At 71.9% G+C, this 15,646-nt stretch carries 11 protein-coding genes and 3 tRNA genes; 6 read left to right on the top strand and 8 right to left on the bottom strand.

The genetic code is table 11. The features are described from left to right. Position 1 precedes the first annotated feature (1 nt). The gene (locus ACFYM2_RS20665) at positions 2-1,129 is read left to right on the top strand and encodes a hypothetical protein (protein WP_388837887.1); all 1,128 of its coding nucleotides are present in this window, start codon (positions 2-4) and stop codon (positions 1,127-1,129) included. 222 nt (positions 1,130-1,351) lie between these two features. On the opposite strand, the gene ACFYM2_RS20660 is transcribed toward ACFYM2_RS20665, so the two are convergent. From ACFYM2_RS20660 to ACFYM2_RS20650, 3 genes are all read right to left on the bottom strand, one after another. Further along, positions 1,352-1,428: transfer RNA gene (locus ACFYM2_RS20660), tRNA-Ile, on the bottom strand. A 165-nt stretch (positions 1,429-1,593) separates the two neighbouring features. Continuing rightward, positions 1,594-1,666 (bottom strand) — tRNA-Asn (locus ACFYM2_RS20655). A 5-nt stretch (positions 1,667-1,671) separates the two neighbouring features. Beyond that, positions 1,672-1,744: transfer RNA gene (locus ACFYM2_RS20650), tRNA-Asn, on the bottom strand. A 171-nt stretch (positions 1,745-1,915) separates the two neighbouring features. On the opposite strand from ACFYM2_RS20650, the gene ACFYM2_RS20645 reads away from it, so the two are divergent. The 4 genes from ACFYM2_RS20645 (at position 1,916) to ACFYM2_RS20630 (ending at position 7,572) form a co-directional block, all read left to right on the top strand. Beyond that, positions 1,916-2,215 carry a YtxH domain-containing protein gene (locus ACFYM2_RS20645; RefSeq protein WP_359000059.1) on the top strand — a complete coding sequence of 100 codons (300 nt, stop codon included), beginning with the start codon at positions 1,916-1,918 and terminating at the stop codon, positions 2,213-2,215. 123 nt (positions 2,216-2,338) lie between these two features. Further along, positions 2,339-3,784, top strand: coding sequence for an FGGY family carbohydrate kinase (locus ACFYM2_RS20640; protein ID WP_358999848.1), 1,446 nt, complete (start codon positions 2,339-2,341; stop codon positions 3,782-3,784). 129 nt (positions 3,785-3,913) lie between these two features. Continuing rightward, entirely contained in the window at positions 3,914-5,647 is a 1,734-nt protein-coding gene (locus ACFYM2_RS20635; RefSeq protein WP_388837884.1) for an ABC transporter ATP-binding protein, read from the top strand. Further along, positions 5,644-7,572: an ABC transporter ATP-binding protein gene (locus ACFYM2_RS20630; protein WP_358999854.1), complete on the top strand. Its 1,929-nt coding sequence runs from the start codon at positions 5,644-5,646 to the stop codon at positions 7,570-7,572. The genes ACFYM2_RS20635 and ACFYM2_RS20630 overlap by 4 nt, the downstream gene beginning before the upstream one ends. A gap of 68 nt (positions 7,573-7,640) precedes the next feature. Here the strand turns inward: ACFYM2_RS20630 and ACFYM2_RS20625 are convergent, their stop codons facing one another. The 5 genes from ACFYM2_RS20625 to ACFYM2_RS20605 form a co-directional block, all read right to left on the bottom strand. After that, a complete protein-coding gene (locus ACFYM2_RS20625; protein ID WP_388458046.1) occupies positions 7,641-8,894 on the bottom strand; it encodes a sigma-70 family RNA polymerase sigma factor in 1,254 nt (417 codons plus the stop codon). 193 nt (positions 8,895-9,087) lie between these two features. Next, complete coding sequence (gene dnaG / locus ACFYM2_RS20620; RefSeq protein WP_388458048.1) at positions 9,088-10,983, bottom strand: DNA primase; 1,896 nt, start codon at positions 10,981-10,983, stop codon at positions 9,088-9,090. Positions 10,984-11,012: 29 nt separating this feature from the next. Further along, complete coding sequence (locus tag ACFYM2_RS20615) at positions 11,013-12,275, bottom strand: NAD(P)/FAD-dependent oxidoreductase (protein WP_388458050.1); 1,263 nt, start codon at positions 12,273-12,275, stop codon at positions 11,013-11,015. A 110-nt stretch (positions 12,276-12,385) separates the two neighbouring features. Further along, the gene (locus tag ACFYM2_RS20610; protein WP_358999865.1) at positions 12,386-13,705 is read right to left on the bottom strand and encodes a deoxyguanosinetriphosphate triphosphohydrolase; all 1,320 of its coding nucleotides are present in this window, start codon (positions 13,703-13,705) and stop codon (positions 12,386-12,388) included. A gap of 70 nt (positions 13,706-13,775) precedes the next feature. Further along, positions 13,776-14,711, bottom strand: coding sequence for a sirohydrochlorin chelatase (locus ACFYM2_RS20605; RefSeq protein ID WP_388837881.1), 936 nt, complete (start codon positions 14,709-14,711; stop codon positions 13,776-13,778). Positions 14,712-14,924: 213 nt separating this feature from the next. Here ACFYM2_RS20605 and ACFYM2_RS20600 point away from each other — a divergent pair, with 213 nt between their 5' ends. Further along, a complete protein-coding gene (locus ACFYM2_RS20600) occupies positions 14,925-15,596 on the top strand; it encodes a vancomycin high temperature exclusion protein (protein WP_388458162.1) in 672 nt (223 codons plus the stop codon). Positions 15,597-15,646 lie beyond the last annotated feature (50 nt).

Genomic DNA, 15,646 nt, shown 5'->3' with positions numbered 1-15,646 from the left:
CATGCAGAAGAACCCCAGGCTCCGACGCATCCACCCCGGCTGGTACGCGGGGGCGTTCGTCGCCGTTCTGGCCATAGCGGCCCAGGTTGTCTACAGCACCGGCCTCTACGGCTCCTGGCGCGACAGCCGGTCGGTGGACCGGGCCTGTGGCGGGAATGTGGCACGGCCGGAACTCGCCACGGCTCTGGAGTCCTCGCACCTGCGGGCGAGATCCCTTGAGCTCGACGACGGGTATCTGGCCCATTGCCTGGTGCTGAGGGCGGACTCCGCACGCAACGGCTCGCTGGAGATGTCCCTGCGCTGGAGCAGCACCGGGCCTGCCCCCCTGGAGGCATTCCCCTCCGACATCACCAACGGGTTCAAGGGAGCGGCCTCGCCCCTGGGCAAGGGCTGGCCGGGCATCGCACGAAGCGGGGACGGCGGGGCGGTCCAGGTCGCCCTGGACTGCCGCAACGACCGGGGCAAGGCGCTCATCGCCCACGGACGTTTCGCCCCGCCGGGCTTCGCCCCGTCGAGGAGCACGGCCGCGCTCACCGGTCTGGGCCAGGTGACCGCCGAGACCGCTCGCAAGGCGGCGGAGAAGTACGGGTGCCGGACGAGCGGCGGGGGGAAGCTGAGCGACGTGTCGGCGCCTCCTGTCGGCGCCGGGTCCTACCGGGCCAAGCCGCTGGGGCAGTCACAGGGGTCCTGCGCCGCGTTGCGCGACCTCGCGCCGACGGCGACGCCGAGCGGCACCCCGCTGGCGGTGGAGTTCCCCGCGGACACCCGGGCGCCCCAGGTGAACTGCTATCTCGCCACGGCGTCCCAGAAGCCTGGATATGGCCTGTTCGCCTTCTACGGCGCGACCGCGAAGGAGTTCCGGACGAGCGCGGCGGCCCGCTCCCTGAAGCGACTGGAAGGGGACCTTGCAGAGGACAAGGACAGCGTTTGGGCCACCGCCCAGTGCCCTCAATCCGCCGAACCCGCCTCGTTCCTGCTCACCCGGCTCCAGGAGGTGACGGCGTCCGCCGTCACCTACCCGGCCCCCCGCTCCTCCCCCGACTTCGCGAACACCGCCCTGAAGGCGTTCGCGGACGGCGAGGCGAAGCAACGGGGGTGCACCGATGTGCGGATGACGACTCAGCCGTGAGAGCCCGTCGAAGCGTCCGGCGGGGCGGGGAGGTCCCGTCCGGCCGGGGCGCGACACGCGCTCGGCGGTGCCGGTGGGCCAGGCGGGTGATCACTCGCTGGAGATCGTCCGGCGGCCCGATCCGGATCGAGCGGGGCCGTCCGCCGCACCCTCGGCGGACGCCACACAGCGCACCGAAACCGCCAAAGGCGCAGGCCAGAACGTTTCTGCACAGGGAACTGCTGGTGGGGCGGGTGGGACTCGAACCCACGGCCGACGGATTATGAGTCCGCTGCTCTAACCGGCTGAGCTACCGCCCCTTTACGGCGCGTCGCGCACATGTGTGCGCGCCGTCTGCCGCAGCATAGCCGCTCATACGATCTCCTGCCTCGGATGGTCGGCTTCGCACGCCCATGAGGACTTCGCGGGGATCCCGGCGGTTCCACCGGATACGAAAAAGGACCCCGAAGGGTCCGATTCCGCTGCTCTCCCGACTGGACTCGAACCAGTAACCTGCCGGTTAACAGCCGGCTGCTCTGCCAATTGAGCTACAGGAGACCGAGCTCCCCCGACTGGACTCGAACCAGTAACCTGCCGGTTAACAGCCGGCTGCTCTGCCAATTGAGCTACAGGGGAATGTCTCGTCGCCTCGAACGTACCCACCTGGGATGATCCCGGGCGGCGTGCGTTCGCTGCGACACATACATTAGCGCAAGCAGGGGGGTGCTCCGCCAATCGGTTCCGCCCCGGGTGATCACGGGGCTGCGCGGGTAGGCGCGGCTCACACGCTAGGGAAGGGTGACCGCCATGCGATACCGGCTCTCGTTCGCCGCCGGAATGGCTCTTGGATACGTGCTCGGGACCCGGGCCGGCCGCGAGCGCTACGAGCAGTTGAAGAAGTCCGCGCGCCAGGTGGCGCAGAACCCCGCCGTGCGCAACACCGCCGAGTCGGCCGCGCAGACCTCGCGGGACGTGGCGGGCAAGGCGTTCCACGCGGTGAGCGAGAAGGTCGGGGACAAGGTGCCGGCCTCCGTGGCCGGCCGGGTGCGCTCCCTGCGCGAGCGCGGTCCGGGCGGCGAGGACGACTGGGGCACCAGCAACACCTGACGCACCGGCACCACCTGACGCGCAGGCGACGCCCCCGGCGCGGAACCCCGCCCGCGCCGGGCGACAGCGTTGTCCCGGCCACTGCCGTCCCGGCCGCCCCGCCCGTGCGGCAGAATCGGGGCCATGGGGATAGTCGCCGGTCTTGACAGTTCTTCCGCCTTCACGCGCATCGTCGTCTGCGACACGGACACGGGCGCCGTTCTGCGCCAGGGGTACGCCCCCCACCCGGTCGAACCCAAGGCCACGGAGGTCGATCCGCAGGCGTGGCTGCTCTCGCTCGGGGAGGCGGCGAGCGGCGGGCTGCTCGAAGGGGTCGAGGCCATCGGCGTCTCGGCCCAGCAGCACGGGCTGCTGCCGCTGGACGGCGCGGGCAATCTCGTACGTCCCGCGCTGACCGGCAACGACAAGCGGGCGCAGGTCTCCGCCGCCGACCTGGTGGACGGGCTCGGCAGCCGGGAGGCCTGGGCGCAGGCCGTGGGCTGTGTGCCGCAGGCCGCGCAGGCGGTGGCCAAGCTGCGCTGGATCGCGCGCAACGAGCCGGAGGCCGCCCAGCGCACCGCCGGTGTTCTCCAGGCGCACGACTGGCTGGTGTGGCAGCTGCTCGGCCGGCCGGCCCGGCGCACCACCGACCGGGGCGCCGCCTCCGGCACCGGCTACTGGTCGGCGGCCACCGGCTTCTACCGTCCCGATCTGGTCGAGCTGGCCCTCGGCCACCAGGTGGCGCTGCCGGAAGTGCTCGGGCCGTCGGACGCGGCCGGCACCACCCCCGAGGGGCTGCTGATCTCGGCCGGTACGGGCGAGACGATGGCGGCCGCGTTCGGGCTCGGCGTCGGCGTCGGCGACGCGGTGGTCTCGCTCGGCGCCTCGGGTTCGGTCATGGCCGTGCACCACGAGGCGCTGGCCGATCCGAGCGGGATGATTACGTCCTTCGCCGACGCGACGGGGATGCATCTGCCCGTCGTGCATACGAGCAATGCCGTCCGTGCCCTGCGCGGGACGGCGCAGATGCTCGGCGTCGAGGACCTCGCGGCCCTCAGCGAGCTCGCCCTGACCTCCACCCCCGGCGCCTGCGGCCTGGTCCTGCTGCCCTACCTGGAGGGCGAGCGCACCCCCCGCCTTCCGCACGCCGCCGGCACGCTTTCGGGGCTGCGGCGCGAGTCGATGCAGCCGGAGCACCTGGCAAGGGCCGCCTTCGAGGGGATGCTCTGCTCGCTCGCCGACGCCCTGGACGTGCTGCGCGGGCGCGGCGTCGAGGTGCGGCGGGTCTTCCTGCTGGGCGCGGCGGCCGAACTGCCCGCCGTGCAGGCGGCGGCGCCCGCGATCTTCGGTACGCAGGTCGTCGTGCCGCAGCCCGCCGAGTACGCGGCGCTCGGCGCGGCCCGCCAGGCCGCCTGGGCGCTCGGGGTGGCCCGCGGCACGCTCGCCGCCCACACCCCGCCCGCCTGGCAGGGGGCGTCGGCGCAGGTCTTCGAGGCCGGTGAGGAACTGGCCGTGGGGCAGGCGGTCCGTCAGCAGTACGTCGCGACGCGTGACGAGATACACCCCGGCGCCTTCGGCCAGGGTGCTTGACGCGCGCCCGCCGTACGCTCTTTGCTATTCCTTTTGACTCCAGCACGATAATCGCTTGAGCTTCCAGGGGTGGGGTGTCGCAAGATGGGGGGTCGAACCCCCGATCTTGCCGACCCGGAGAGCCTGCGCGTGCTCATACGTCTCCTGCGGTCCCACCTAGGGCCGTACAAGAAACCGATCGCCTTCCTGGTGCTGCTGCAACTCTTGCAGACCAGCGCCACCCTTTACCTGCCCACCCTGAACGCGAACATCATTGACAACGGTGTCGTCAACGGCGACACGGGCTACATCCTGGGTCACGGCGGCATCATGATCGCCATCAGCCTCGTCCAGGTGTTCTGCAACATCGGTGCCGTCTTCTTCGGCGCCAGGACCGCGGCCGCGCTCGGGCGCGACGTCCGGGCCGCCGTCTTCGCGCGGGTGCAGTCCTTCTCGGCCCGCGAGGTCGGTCAGTTCGGGGCGCCGTCCCTGATCACCCGCACCACCAATGACGTCCAGCAGGTCCAGATGCTGGTCCTGATGACGTTCACCCTGATGGTGTCCGCGCCGATCATGTGCGTCGGCGGCATCATCATGGCGCTCGGCCAGGACGTGCCGCTCTCGGCGGTGCTGCTCGCCGTCGTACCCGTCCTCGGCGTCGCGGTCTCGCTGATCGTGCGCAGGATGCGGCCGCTGTTTCGCACCATGCAGACCCGCCTGGACACCGTGAACCGGGTGCTGCGCGAGCAGATCACCGGCAACCGCGTGATCCGCGCCTTCGTGCGCGACGCCTACGAGCAGGACCGCTTCAAGGGCGCCAACACCGAACTCACCGACGTCACACTCGCCACCGGCCGCCTGATGGCGCTGATGTTCCCGACCGTCATGACCGTCGTGAACATCTCCTCGGTCGCCGTGGTCTGGTTCGGCGCGCACCGCATCGACAGCGGCGACATGCAGATCGGCCAGCTCACCGCGTTCCTGGCCTACCTCATGCAGATCGTGATGGCCGTGATGATGGCCACCTTCATGTTCATGATGGTGCCGCGCGCCGAGGTCTGCGCCGAACGCATCGAGGAAGTCCTCGCCACCGACACCAGCGTGGTGGCGCCCAGGAGCCCGGTGCTGGAACTGCGCCGGCACGGCCATCTGGAAGTGCGCGGCGCCGACTTCAAGTACCCCGGCGCCGAGGCGTCCGTACTGCGCGGCGTGGACCTGGTGGCAAGGCCCGGCGAGATCACCGCCGTCATCGGCTCGACGGGCAGCGGCAAGTCCACGCTGCTCGGTCTCGTGCCGCGCCTGATGGACGCGACCGACGGGCAGGTCCTGGTCGACGGCGAGGACGTGCGCACCCTCGACCCCGTCCTGCTGGCCAAGACCGTCTCCCTCGTACCGCAGAAGCCGTACCTGTTCTCCGGCACCGTCGCCACCAACCTGCGCTACGGCAACCCCGACGCGAGCGACGACGAGCTCTGGCACGCCCTGGAAGTGGCGCAGGCCAAGGACTTCGTCTCCCGCCTCGACGGCGGCCTCGACGCGCCGATCGCGCAGGGCGGCACCAACGTCTCCGGCGGCCAGCGCCAACGGCTCGCCATCGCGCGCACCCTGGTCCAGCGCCCGGAGATCTACCTCTTCGACGACTCCTTCTCGGCGCTCGACTACGCCACCGACGCGGCGCTGCGCTCCGCGCTCGCCCGCGAGACCGCCGAGGCCACGGTCGTGATCGTGGCCCAGCGGGTCTCCACCATCCGGGAAGCCGACCGCATCATCGTCCTCGACGAGGGACGGGTCGTGGGGACCGGGCGCCATCACGAACTGATGGCCGACAACGAGACGTACCGGGAGATCGTGCTCTCCCAGCTGACGGAGGCTGAGGCGGCATGAGCGGGCCCGGTGGACGCATGATGATGGGCGGCGGCCCCGATCAGCGGTCGATGAACTTCAAGGACTCCGGAAAACGGCTGGTCAAACGGCTCGCACCGGAGAAGGCCACGCTGAGCGTGATGCTCCTGGCGGTCGTGTGCAGCGTCGGTCTCTCGGTGGTCGGACCGAAGATCCTCGGCAAGGCGACCGACCTGGTCTTCGCCGGGGTCGTCGGACGCGAGATCCCCGAGGGCGTCACCAAGGCGCAGGCCCTGGACGGCCTGCGCCACAAGGGCCAGGGCGGCCTCGCCGACATGCTCTCCGGAGTGGACTTCCACCCCGGCCACGGCATCGACTTCGACGGCGTCGCACGTGTGCTGCTCGCGGCGCTCGCGGTGTACGTGGGCGCGGGCCTGCTCATGCTGGTGGCGACCCGGCTGTCCAACCGCGCCATCAACAAGACCGTGTTCCGCATGCGCGAGGACATCCAGAGCAAGCTGTCGCGGCTGCCGCTGTCCTACTTCGACAAGGCCAAGCGCGGTGAAGTGCTCAGCCGCGCCACCAACGACATCGACAACATCTCGCAGACGATGCAGCAGACGATGGGCCAGCTCATCAACTCGCTCCTGACCATCGTCGGCGTCCTGGTGATGATGTTCTGGATCTCCCCGCTGCTCGCCCTGGTGGCGCTGGTCACGGTGCCGCTGTCGATCGTGGTCGCCACCAGGGTCGGCAAGCGCTCGCAGCCCCAGTTCGTCCAGCAGTGGAAGTCCACGGGCAAGCTGAACGCGCACATCGAGGAGATGTACACCGGGCACGCCCTGGTGAAGGTGTTCGGCCGCCAGCAGGAGTCGGCGCGGGCGTTCGCCGAGCAGAACGACGCGCTGTACGAGGCCTCGTTCAAGGCGCAGTTCAACAGCGGCGTCATGCAGCCCCTGATGATGTTCGTGTCCAACCTGAACTACGTCCTGGTGGCGGTCGTCGGCGGTCTTCGGGTCGCGACGGGCTCGCTGTCCATCGGTGACGTGCAGGCGTTCATCCAGTACTCGCGGCAGTTCTCGATGCCGCTGACCCAGGTCGCCTCCATGGCCAACCTGGTGCAGTCCGGCGTCGCCTCCGCCGAGCGGATCTTCGAACTCCTCGACGCCGACGAGCAGGAGCCGGACACCGCATCGCCCGAGCGCCCCGAGGTGGCGCGCGGCGCGGTCGCCCTGGAGCACGTGTCCTTCCGCTACGAGCCCGACAAGCCGCTCATCGAGGACCTGTCCTTGACGGTGGAGCCCGGGCACACGGTCGCCATCGTCGGCCCCACCGGCGCCGGCAAGACGACCCTGGTCAATCTGCTCATGCGTTTCTACGAGGTCACCGGCGGCCGGATCACCCTGGACGGGGTGGACGCGGCGCGGATGACCCGCGAGGAGGTGCGGGCCGGCATCGGCATGGTGCTCCAGGACACCTGGCTGTTCGGCGGCACGATCGCGGACAACATCGCGTACGGCGCCCCGAAGGACGTGACCCGCGAAGAGATCGAGGAGGCGGCGAAGGCGGCCCACGCCGACCGCTTCATCCGTACGCTCCCCGAGGGCTACGACACCGTCATCGACGACGAGGGCTCCGGGGTCAGCGCGGGCGAGAAGCAGCTCATCACCATCGCGCGGGCGTTCCTGTCCGACCCGGTGATCCTGGTCCTCGACGAGGCGACGAGCTCGGTCGACACCCGCACGGAGGTGCTGATCCAGAAGGCGATGGCCCGGCTCGCGCACGGGCGTACGTCGTTCGTCATCGCGCACCGGCTCTCCACGATCCGGGACGCGGACGTGATCCTGGTGATGGAGAACGGCTCGATCGTCGAACAGGGCACGCACGACGAGCTGTTGGCGGCGGACGGCGCGTACGCCCGCCTGTACGCGGCCCAGTTCGCGCAGGCGGTCGCCGAAGTCGACTGATCCGTAGGCATGTTGGGGCCGGTGCGCGGTGCGCGCCGGCCCCTTTTGCCTGTCGGGCGCCGGGAACGCTAGTCCAGGTAACCCCGCAGCTGCTCCGCGAACGCGTGGTCGCGGAGTTTGTTCAGCGTCTTCGACTCGATCTGGCGGATCCGCTCCCGGGTCACGCCGAAGATGCGCCCTATCTCCTCCAGCGTGCGCGGCCGGCCGTCCGCGAGCCCGTACCGCAGCTGCACCACTTTGCGTTCGCGTTCACCGAGCGTGGACAGCACCGCTTCCAGGTGCTGGCGAAGCAGCAGGAACGCGGCGGACTCCACGGGGGAGGCGGCGTCGCCGTCCTCGATGAGGTCGCCGAGCGCGACATCGTCCTCCTCCCCCACCGGCGCGTGCAGCGAGACCGGTTCCTGGGCCAGGCGCAGCACCTCCCCGACCCGTTCCGGGGTCAGGTCGAGGTGGGCGGCGACCTCGTCGGCGGTCGGTTCGTAGCCGCGTTCCTGAAGCATCCGGCGCTGGACGCGCACCACGCGGTTGATGAGTTCGACGACGTGCACGGGCACCCGTATGGTGCGGGCCTGGTCGGCGAGCGCCCGCGACATGGCCTGGCGGATCCACCAGGTCGCGTACGTGGAGAACTTGTAGCCCCGCGCGTAGTCGAACTTCTCCACCGCCCTGATCAGACCGAGGTTGCCCTCCTGGACCAGGTCGAGCATGGTCAGGCCGCGCCCCACGTACCGCTTGGCCACCGAGACCACCAGCCGCAGGTTCGCCTCGATGAGGCGGCGTTTGGCCATGCGGCCCATGACGACCAACTTGTCCAGATCCACGGCGAGTTGGGAGTCGAGGTCGGAGGCGGTGTTCAGCTTCTCCTCGGCGAACAGGCCGGCCTCGACGCGCCGGGCCAGCTCGACCTCCTCGACGGCGGTGAGCAGCGGGATGCGTCCGATCTCGCGCAGATACTGGCGAAAGAGGTCCGAGGAGGGGCCGCCGGTGTCGGTCCGGCCGGGCCCGGGGGCCGGGGGCCGGGGCGTCTCTTCCTCGAACGGTTCGGGCGCGGGCCCCGCCTGGGGCCCGGTCCGCTGCGCGTCCGCGCGGTGCGCGGGGCGGGGCCGAGGCGGCTGCGCCGCCGTGACGACGTCGTGGTCGGTCAGGGTCCGGGTCTGCACGGGGGCGACCTCCAGGGTGATCGCTGCCGGATCGGGGGCGTCCGGCAGCGGGACGGGGGCGGCCGGGCCGCATTCCGTCCCGGACTCATCATTGAGCGGATCCGCGGGGGTGAGGTGCCCACCTGCGGGGGTGGGCCGGCCGCGCTCCGAGGACTCAGGCACCGCCATCCAGTGTGGGGTACGACACAGTCCCGCCGCGACGGGCGTGCGGTGACTTTTTGAAGCCGTGCGTGAGCGGGTGGTTACCCACGCGGGGCCGGGCGCGGCCGCCGTGCGACCGGATCGGGCCGGCGCGGCGCCTAGGGGGTGTCTGGTGGACCATGGCCGGGGGCGCGCCTGATCCACCAGACACCCCCTAGAGCGCGGCCGCGCCCTTGTTGCGCAGGGCCTGACCGTACTGCTGGAGCACCCACAACTCGTTCTGCACGGCGGCCAGTTGGGCCGGGTCGCCGTGCTGGCCGAGGCGGGCGAGGCTGCCCTGGATGTCCAGGAGGCGCCGGTCGACGGCGCGGCGGCGCACGGCCACCAACTGCTCGCCCGCGTACGCCTCGTCGACCGTGCGGGCGTGGATGGCCTCGACGGCGAGCTCGGTGACCAGGGCGCGGACCACGTCGTTGGGCGCGCGGTCCATGACGGTGGGCAGATAGTCCGATGGGGCGTCGGTGGCGCCGCCCGCCTCCTGGATGCACTGGCGCACCGCCGCGTAGGGCGGCGCGGTGAACTCGTCCGCGCCGTAGGCGTCGAACGCCGGGGAGACCAGGTGCGGGTACTGGAGCGCCAGCTTCAGCAGCTCCCGTTCGGTGCGGTGGGCGGGGCTGCGCAGGTTCAGCGCGGGGCCGGGGCCCACCGTGGGGCGGGGGGCGGCGCTCTCGTAGCCCTGGCGGCGCCCGGGCGCGGGCGCGGGGCCCTTGCCGCCCCGGTCGCGGGCCCAGCGGGCGAGCTGGGCGACGCGCTTGACCACGAACTGGGTGTCCAGGATGCCGAGGATGCCCGCGAGTTGGACGGCGACCTCGTGCTGGGAGGCGACGTTCTTGATGCGGGCCACGATGGGGGCCGCCTCGTCCAGGGCCGCGGCCCGCCCCGCCGGCGTCTCCAGGTCGTAGCGGCTCACGATCTGGCGGATGGCGAACTCGAAGAGCGGGGTGCGGGGCTGGACCAGCTCGGCGACCGCCTCGTCGCCCTTGGCCAGGCGCAGATCGCAGGGGTCCATGTTGTCGGGCGCGATCGCGATGTAGGTCTCGGCTGCGAACTTCTGGTCGTCCTCGAAGGCCCGCAGGGCCGCCTTCTGGCCCGCCGCGTCGCCGTCGAAGGTGAAGATCACGCGGGCCGAGCCGTTGTCCATGAGCAGCCGGCGCAGGATCTTGATGTGGTCGCCGCCGAAGGCGGTGCCGCACGTGGCGATCGCGGTGGTGACGCCGGCCAGGTGGCAGGCCATGACGTCGGTGTAGCCCTCGACGACGACCGCGCGGCTGGACTTGGCGATGTCCTTCTTGGCCAGGTCGATGCCGTACAGGACCTGTGACTTCTTGTAGATCGGCGTCTCGGGGGTGTTGAGGTACTTGGGGCCGTTGTCGTCGTCGCGCAGCTTGCGCGCGCCGAAGCCGACGACCTCGCCCGACACGTCGCGGATCGGCCACATCAGGCGGCCCCGGAAGCGGTCGATGGGGTTGCGGCGGCTCTCCTGGGCCAGGCCCGAGGTCAGCAGTTCCTTGTCGCTGAAGCCCTTGCCGCGCAGATAACGCGTCAGGTGGTCCCAGCCCGCCGGGCTGTAGCCCACACCGAAGTGGGCGGCCGCCGCCTGGTCGAAGCCGCGCTCGGCGAGGAAGGCCCGGCCGATCTCCGCCTCGGGGCTGCCCAGCTGTTCGCTGTAGAACTGCGCGGCCGCCTTGTGCGCCTCGACCAGGCGGATGCGCTCGCCGCGCTGGTGGGAGGGGTTGTAGCCGCCCTCCTCGTAGCGCAGGGTGATGCCCGCGGTGGCGGCCAGGCGCTCGACCGCCTCGGAGAACGACAGGTGGTCGATCTTGCGCACGAAGGCGATCGTGTCGCCGCCTTCCTGGCAGCCGAAGCAGTGGAAGAGACCCTTGCTCGGGCTGACCTGGAAGGACGGGGACTTCTCGTCGTGGAAGGGGCACAGACCCTTGAGGTTGCCGCCGCCCGCGTTGCGCAGCTGGAGGTATTCGGACACGACGGCGTCGATCGGGACCGCGTCCCGTACCGCCTTCACGTCGTCATCGTTGATCCTGCCTGCCACGCGTGAAGTCTACGGGGACGCGCCGACACTCAGGGTGCGAGGGAGCCGAGCGCGACGGTGGCATCGGCGAGCGCGTCGGTGTCCACCTGGGCCCCGCCCCGGATGAGGGCCTGGATGGGCTCTGTGACATCCCACACGTTGACGTTCATCCCGGCCAGGACCCGGCGCTCCTTCAGCCAGAACGCGATGAACTCGCGCTTGCCCGTGTCGCCCCGGATCACCACTTGGTCGTAGGAGCCCGGCGGCGCCCAGCCCGAGTATTCGAGGCCGACGTCGTACTGGTCGGAGAAGAAGTACGGGATCCGGTCGTAGGTGACGTCCTGGTCCAGCATGGCGCGGGCGGCGGCCGGACCGCCGTTGAGGGCGTTGGCCCAGTGCTCCACGCGCAGCCGGACGCCGAGCAGGGGATGGTGGACCGCGGCCACGTCGCCGGCCGCGAAGATGTCGGGGTCGGAGGTGCGCAGCGAGGCGTCCACGGCGATGCCTCCGCCGTGCTCCCGGTCGACCATCGCGAGCCCGGCCGTCTCGGCGAGCGAGGTGCGCGGGGCCGCGCCGATCGCGGCGAGCACGTCGTGCGCGAGGTGCTCCTCGCCGTCGTCGGTGCGGGCCGCGAGCACCATGCCGTCCTGCCCGACGATCTCGGTGAGGCGGGCCCCGAAGTGGAAGCGGACGCCGTGCTCGGCGTGCAGGTCGGTGAAGAGCTGGCCGAGCTCGGGGCCGACCACGTTGTGCAGCGGGGTCGGTTCGGGCTCGACGACGGTGACCTCGGCGCCGTAGCCCCTGGCGGCCGCGGCGACCTCCAGGCCGATCCAGCCGGCGCCCGCGACGACGAGGTGGCCGTTGTCGCGGCCGAGCGCCTTCAGGACGTGCCTCAGGCGCTCGGCGTGGGCCAGGCGCCGCAGATGGTGCACGCCCGCCAGGCCGGTGCCGGGGATGTCCAGGCGGCGCGGCTCGGCGCCGGTGGCCAGCAGCAGCCGGTCGTACTGGATGAGCGCGCCGTCACCGAGGCGGACCGTCTTGGCCGCGCGGTCGATGGCGGTCACGGGCTGGCCGAGGTGGAGCTCGATGTCGCGCTGCGCGTACCAGGCCGGCTCGTGCGTGAAGACGCTGTCGCGCTCCTCCTTGCCGGCCAGGAACCCCTTGGACAGGGGCGGCCGTTCATAGGGGTGTTCGCGTTCGTCACCGATGAGGATCACTCGCCCGCTGAACCCTTCGGCGCGAAGGGTCTCGGCGGCTTTCGCCCCGGCGAGACCGCCTCCCACGATCACGAATGTCCGATCTGCGTCGACCACTTGATGCCTCCTCGGTGCTTGCTGCGCGGCGCCGCCATCTGCGAGCGTCCCGCACGGAGCGTGATGGGGGAAGAGGGCTTGCTCCGCCTGGACGCCGGGTCGGCCTGGATTTACCGGTGGTGCACGGTGAGTCTGGAGTGAAGCGAACGCGCCGCCGCGTCGGTGAGCGAGGCGACCTGATCGACGATCACACGCTTGCGGTCGCGGTCGTCGCCGGCCTCCTCGTACAGCGCCCGGAACTGCGGGTCGAGGCCGTCGGCGGGGGCGCGGGCCGTCAGCGCCTCGGCCAGCTCGGTCAGCACCACGCGCTGGTCGGCGCGCAGCCGCTCCTGCTCGTCGCGCTGCATCACATAGCGGTCGGCGACCGCTTTCAGGACGGCGCATTCATTGCGGGCCGCGCGCGGCACGACCAGCTCCGCGCCGTAGCGGGTGAGGTGTCCGGTGCCGTACGCGGCGCGCGTGGCGCTCTCGGCGGCCAGGCAGAACCGGCCGATGAGCTGGCTCGTGGCGTCCTTCAGGCGGGCCTGGGAAACTGCGGAGCCGTCATAGCCGTGCGGCCACCACTCCTGCTCCATGAGCCGGTCCAGGGCGTCGGCCAGCTCCTGGGGAGCGGTGTCCTGCGGCACGTACCGGCCGATCGCGACGCGCCACACCTCGGCGCGCTCGGTCGCCGAGAGCAGCGCGCGCGGGTCGATGTGCCCGGCGTGCAGGCCGTCCTCGAAGTCGTGCACCGAGTACGCCACATCGTCCGACCAGTCCATGACCTGGGCCTCGAAGCACGTGCGGTAGGGCGTGGCGCCCTGCCTGACCCAGGAGAACACCGGCAGGTCGTCCTCGTACACCCCGAACTTCACCGAAGCCGGGCCGCCGGGGTGGGCGCCGCGCGGCCAGGGGTACTTGGTGGCGGCGTCCAGCGCGGCGCGCGTGAGGTTGAGCCCGACGCTGACGGGCTCCCCGGTCACCGACGAGCGCACGAACCGCTTCGGCTCCAGCCGGGTCAGCAGGCGCAGCGACTGCGCGTTGCCCTCGAAACCGCCGATGTCCTCGGCGAATTCGTTGAGCGCCTGCTCGCCGTTGTGCCCGAACGGCGGATGTCCCATGTCGTGGGCGAGGCAGGCGGTTTCGACGAGGTCGGGGTCGCAGCCGAGGGCGGCGCCCAGCTCACGGCCCACCTGCGCGCACTCCAGGGAGTGCGTCAAGCGGGTGCGCGGGCTCGCGTCCCAGGCCTGGAGCGGGATCTGTCCCGGCCGGGTGGCGGCGAGCCCCCGGGGCAGCGAGCCGGGCGTGACGACCTGCGTCTTGCCGGACAGCCGGCGCAGCGCCCCCGAGTGCAGCACGCGCGCGCGATCGCGCTGGAAAGCCGTGCGGCCCGGCCGCTTGTCGGGCTCGGCGGCCCAGCGCTCTGTGTCGGCCTCGGCGTAGAACTCCATGCACCGACAGTAAACGCAGACAGTGACAAGTGGGGCTCATGGGGGGGTCCCCGCGCTGCGTCCCTGCCGCTCACACCCGGGCGAGCACCGAATCCGCGCGGGGATCGCGCAGGGCCGCGTGCGGCGTCAACTCCTGTGCGTAGCGGCGCAGTACGAGCTCGGCCATCGCCGGATGCGCCCCCAGAGGCGCCGCCGCCACCCACGGCGCCTGGGCCGCGCACTGCGCCGCGAAACGTCCCGGCGCGGTGAAGTACGCGGCGATCGCGACCCGGTGCCTGCCGCGCGCGGCCAGTGCGCGCAGCGCGTCGGGCACGGTGGGCGAGGCGGCCGACGCGTAGGCGGGCACCACCGGCACACCGCCCAGACGTGCGCTGAGCAGGCGGGCGGTGCGGCGCGTGCCGGCGGCCGCCGCGGGATCGCGCGAGCCGGCGGCGGCCAGCACGACGGCCAGGGAGCGCGCGGTTTCGGTGGAGTGCGCGGTGTCAGCGGCGCGCTCGGTGTCGGTGGAGAGCGCGGTGTCAGCGGCGCGCACGGCGTCGGTGGAGAGCGCGGTGTCAGCGGCGCGCACGGCGTCGGTGGCGGGCGCGGTTTCGGTGGCGCGCGCTCCGGCGGGCTCGCCTGGCCATCCCGCCTCGATGAGCCGGGCGTGCAGGGCCTCGGCGAGCAGCGGATGTGGGCCGAGCGGCGCCGCGACCCGGGCCCGCAGATGGCCGCCCGCCGTGGCCAGGACGTGCGGGATGTCGTGCTTGACGTGGTGGCCGCGCCCCAGCAGCAGCGGTACGAGGACGGCCTCGCCACGCAGCTGAGTCAGCGTGTCGCTCAGCGCGGGCCGGTCCATCTCTATGTTCCCGAGCCGCACATCGAGATCCGGGCGCAGCGCGCGCACCCGGTCCAGGAGCGCGTCGACCGTCCGCAGCGCGCCGGGGTCACGGCTGCCGTGCGCGACGGCCACGAGAGCGGGCCCACCGGAGTCCGTATCTGTCCTGCGCCGGCACTGATCTGTCATGCGCCGATCGTGCCGCGCGCATGTTGCCGGCCCATTGCGCCCCGGTCACAGCACCGGTCACAGCACCAGTCACGTCACAACCCCGCCGAAAACCCCGCTCATCACCCTCGTTCACGCCCCGGGGCCGCGCTGCCACGGGGCGAACCGGCGCGCCGCCCCACGCGTCCACCCTTTCGTACACCGATCCGCCCCCGGAGGGACCCCGTGCCGCGCATCCCACTGAAACGACCCCGTCTGCCGCGTACCCGCGCGGGGCGGCGGCGCCTGCTGCGGGGTGTGGTCGCCGGGTGCGTGCTCGCGCTCATGCCCGCCACCTGGCTCCGCACCAGCACCGTCGGCCGTGTCGGCACCGTGGCGGACGCCCCGGCGGCCGGGGTCGCGGTGGTGTTCGGGGCGGGCCTGTGGAAGGGCGAGCCCTCGCCGTACCTGGCCGGCCGGCTCGACGCGGCGGTCGAGCTGTACCGGGCGGGAAAGGTGCGGGCCGTCCTGGTCACCGGCGACAACAGCCGCGCCGACTACGACGAACCCGACGCGATGCGCGGCTATCTCCTGCGCCACGGGGTGCCGGACACCCGCGTGGTCGCCGACTTCGCCGGCTTCGACACCTGGGATTCCTGCGTACGGGCCAAGAAGATCTTCGGCGTGGACCGGGCCGTCCTGGTCACCCAGGGCTTCCACATCCGGCGCGCGGTGGCGCTGTGCGAGGCCGCGGGCGTGCGCTCCTATGGGGTGGGCGTCGACGCCGCGCACGACGTGACCTGGTACTACGGCGGCGCACGCGAGGTGTTCGCCGCGGGCAAGGCCCTGATGGACGTCGTGTTCGAGCCCGACCCCACCTTCCTCGGCCCCACCGAGCCCGGGGTGGCGCGGGCGCTGGCCGGCTGACGCACGGGCGGGCCCGCCCGGGGTGGCGGGTCCGCCGGGCGGCGGGGGCC

This window comes from Streptomyces sp. NPDC006711, from assembly GCF_042869775.1.
In the GTDB taxonomy this organism is placed as follows: domain Bacteria; phylum Actinomycetota; class Actinomycetes; order Streptomycetales; family Streptomycetaceae; genus Streptomyces.
This window is presented reverse-complemented; position numbering and strand designations above follow the sequence as displayed.

What these genes read in the sequence shown, in the direction of transcription:
- ACFYM2_RS20665 (WP_388837887.1), top strand. Translation starts at nt 2, where the DNA reads ATGCAGAAGAACCCCAGGCTCCGACGCATCCACCCCGGCTGGTACGCG.
- ACFYM2_RS20645 (WP_359000059.1), top strand. Translation starts at nt 1,916, where the DNA reads ATGCGATACCGGCTCTCGTTCGCCGCCGGAATGGCTCTTGGATACGTG.
- ACFYM2_RS20640 (WP_358999848.1), top strand. Translation starts at nt 2,339, where the DNA reads ATGGGGATAGTCGCCGGTCTTGACAGTTCTTCCGCCTTCACGCGCATC.
- ACFYM2_RS20630 (WP_358999854.1), top strand. Translation starts at nt 5,644, where the DNA reads ATGAGCGGGCCCGGTGGACGCATGATGATGGGCGGCGGCCCCGATCAG.
- ACFYM2_RS20610 (WP_358999865.1), bottom strand. Translation starts at nt 13,705, where the DNA reads ATGGAGTTCTACGCCGAGGCCGACACAGAGCGCTGGGCCGCCGAGCCC.
- ACFYM2_RS20605 (WP_388837881.1), bottom strand. Translation starts at nt 14,711, where the DNA reads ATGACAGATCAGTGCCGGCGCAGGACAGATACGGACTCCGGTGGGCCC.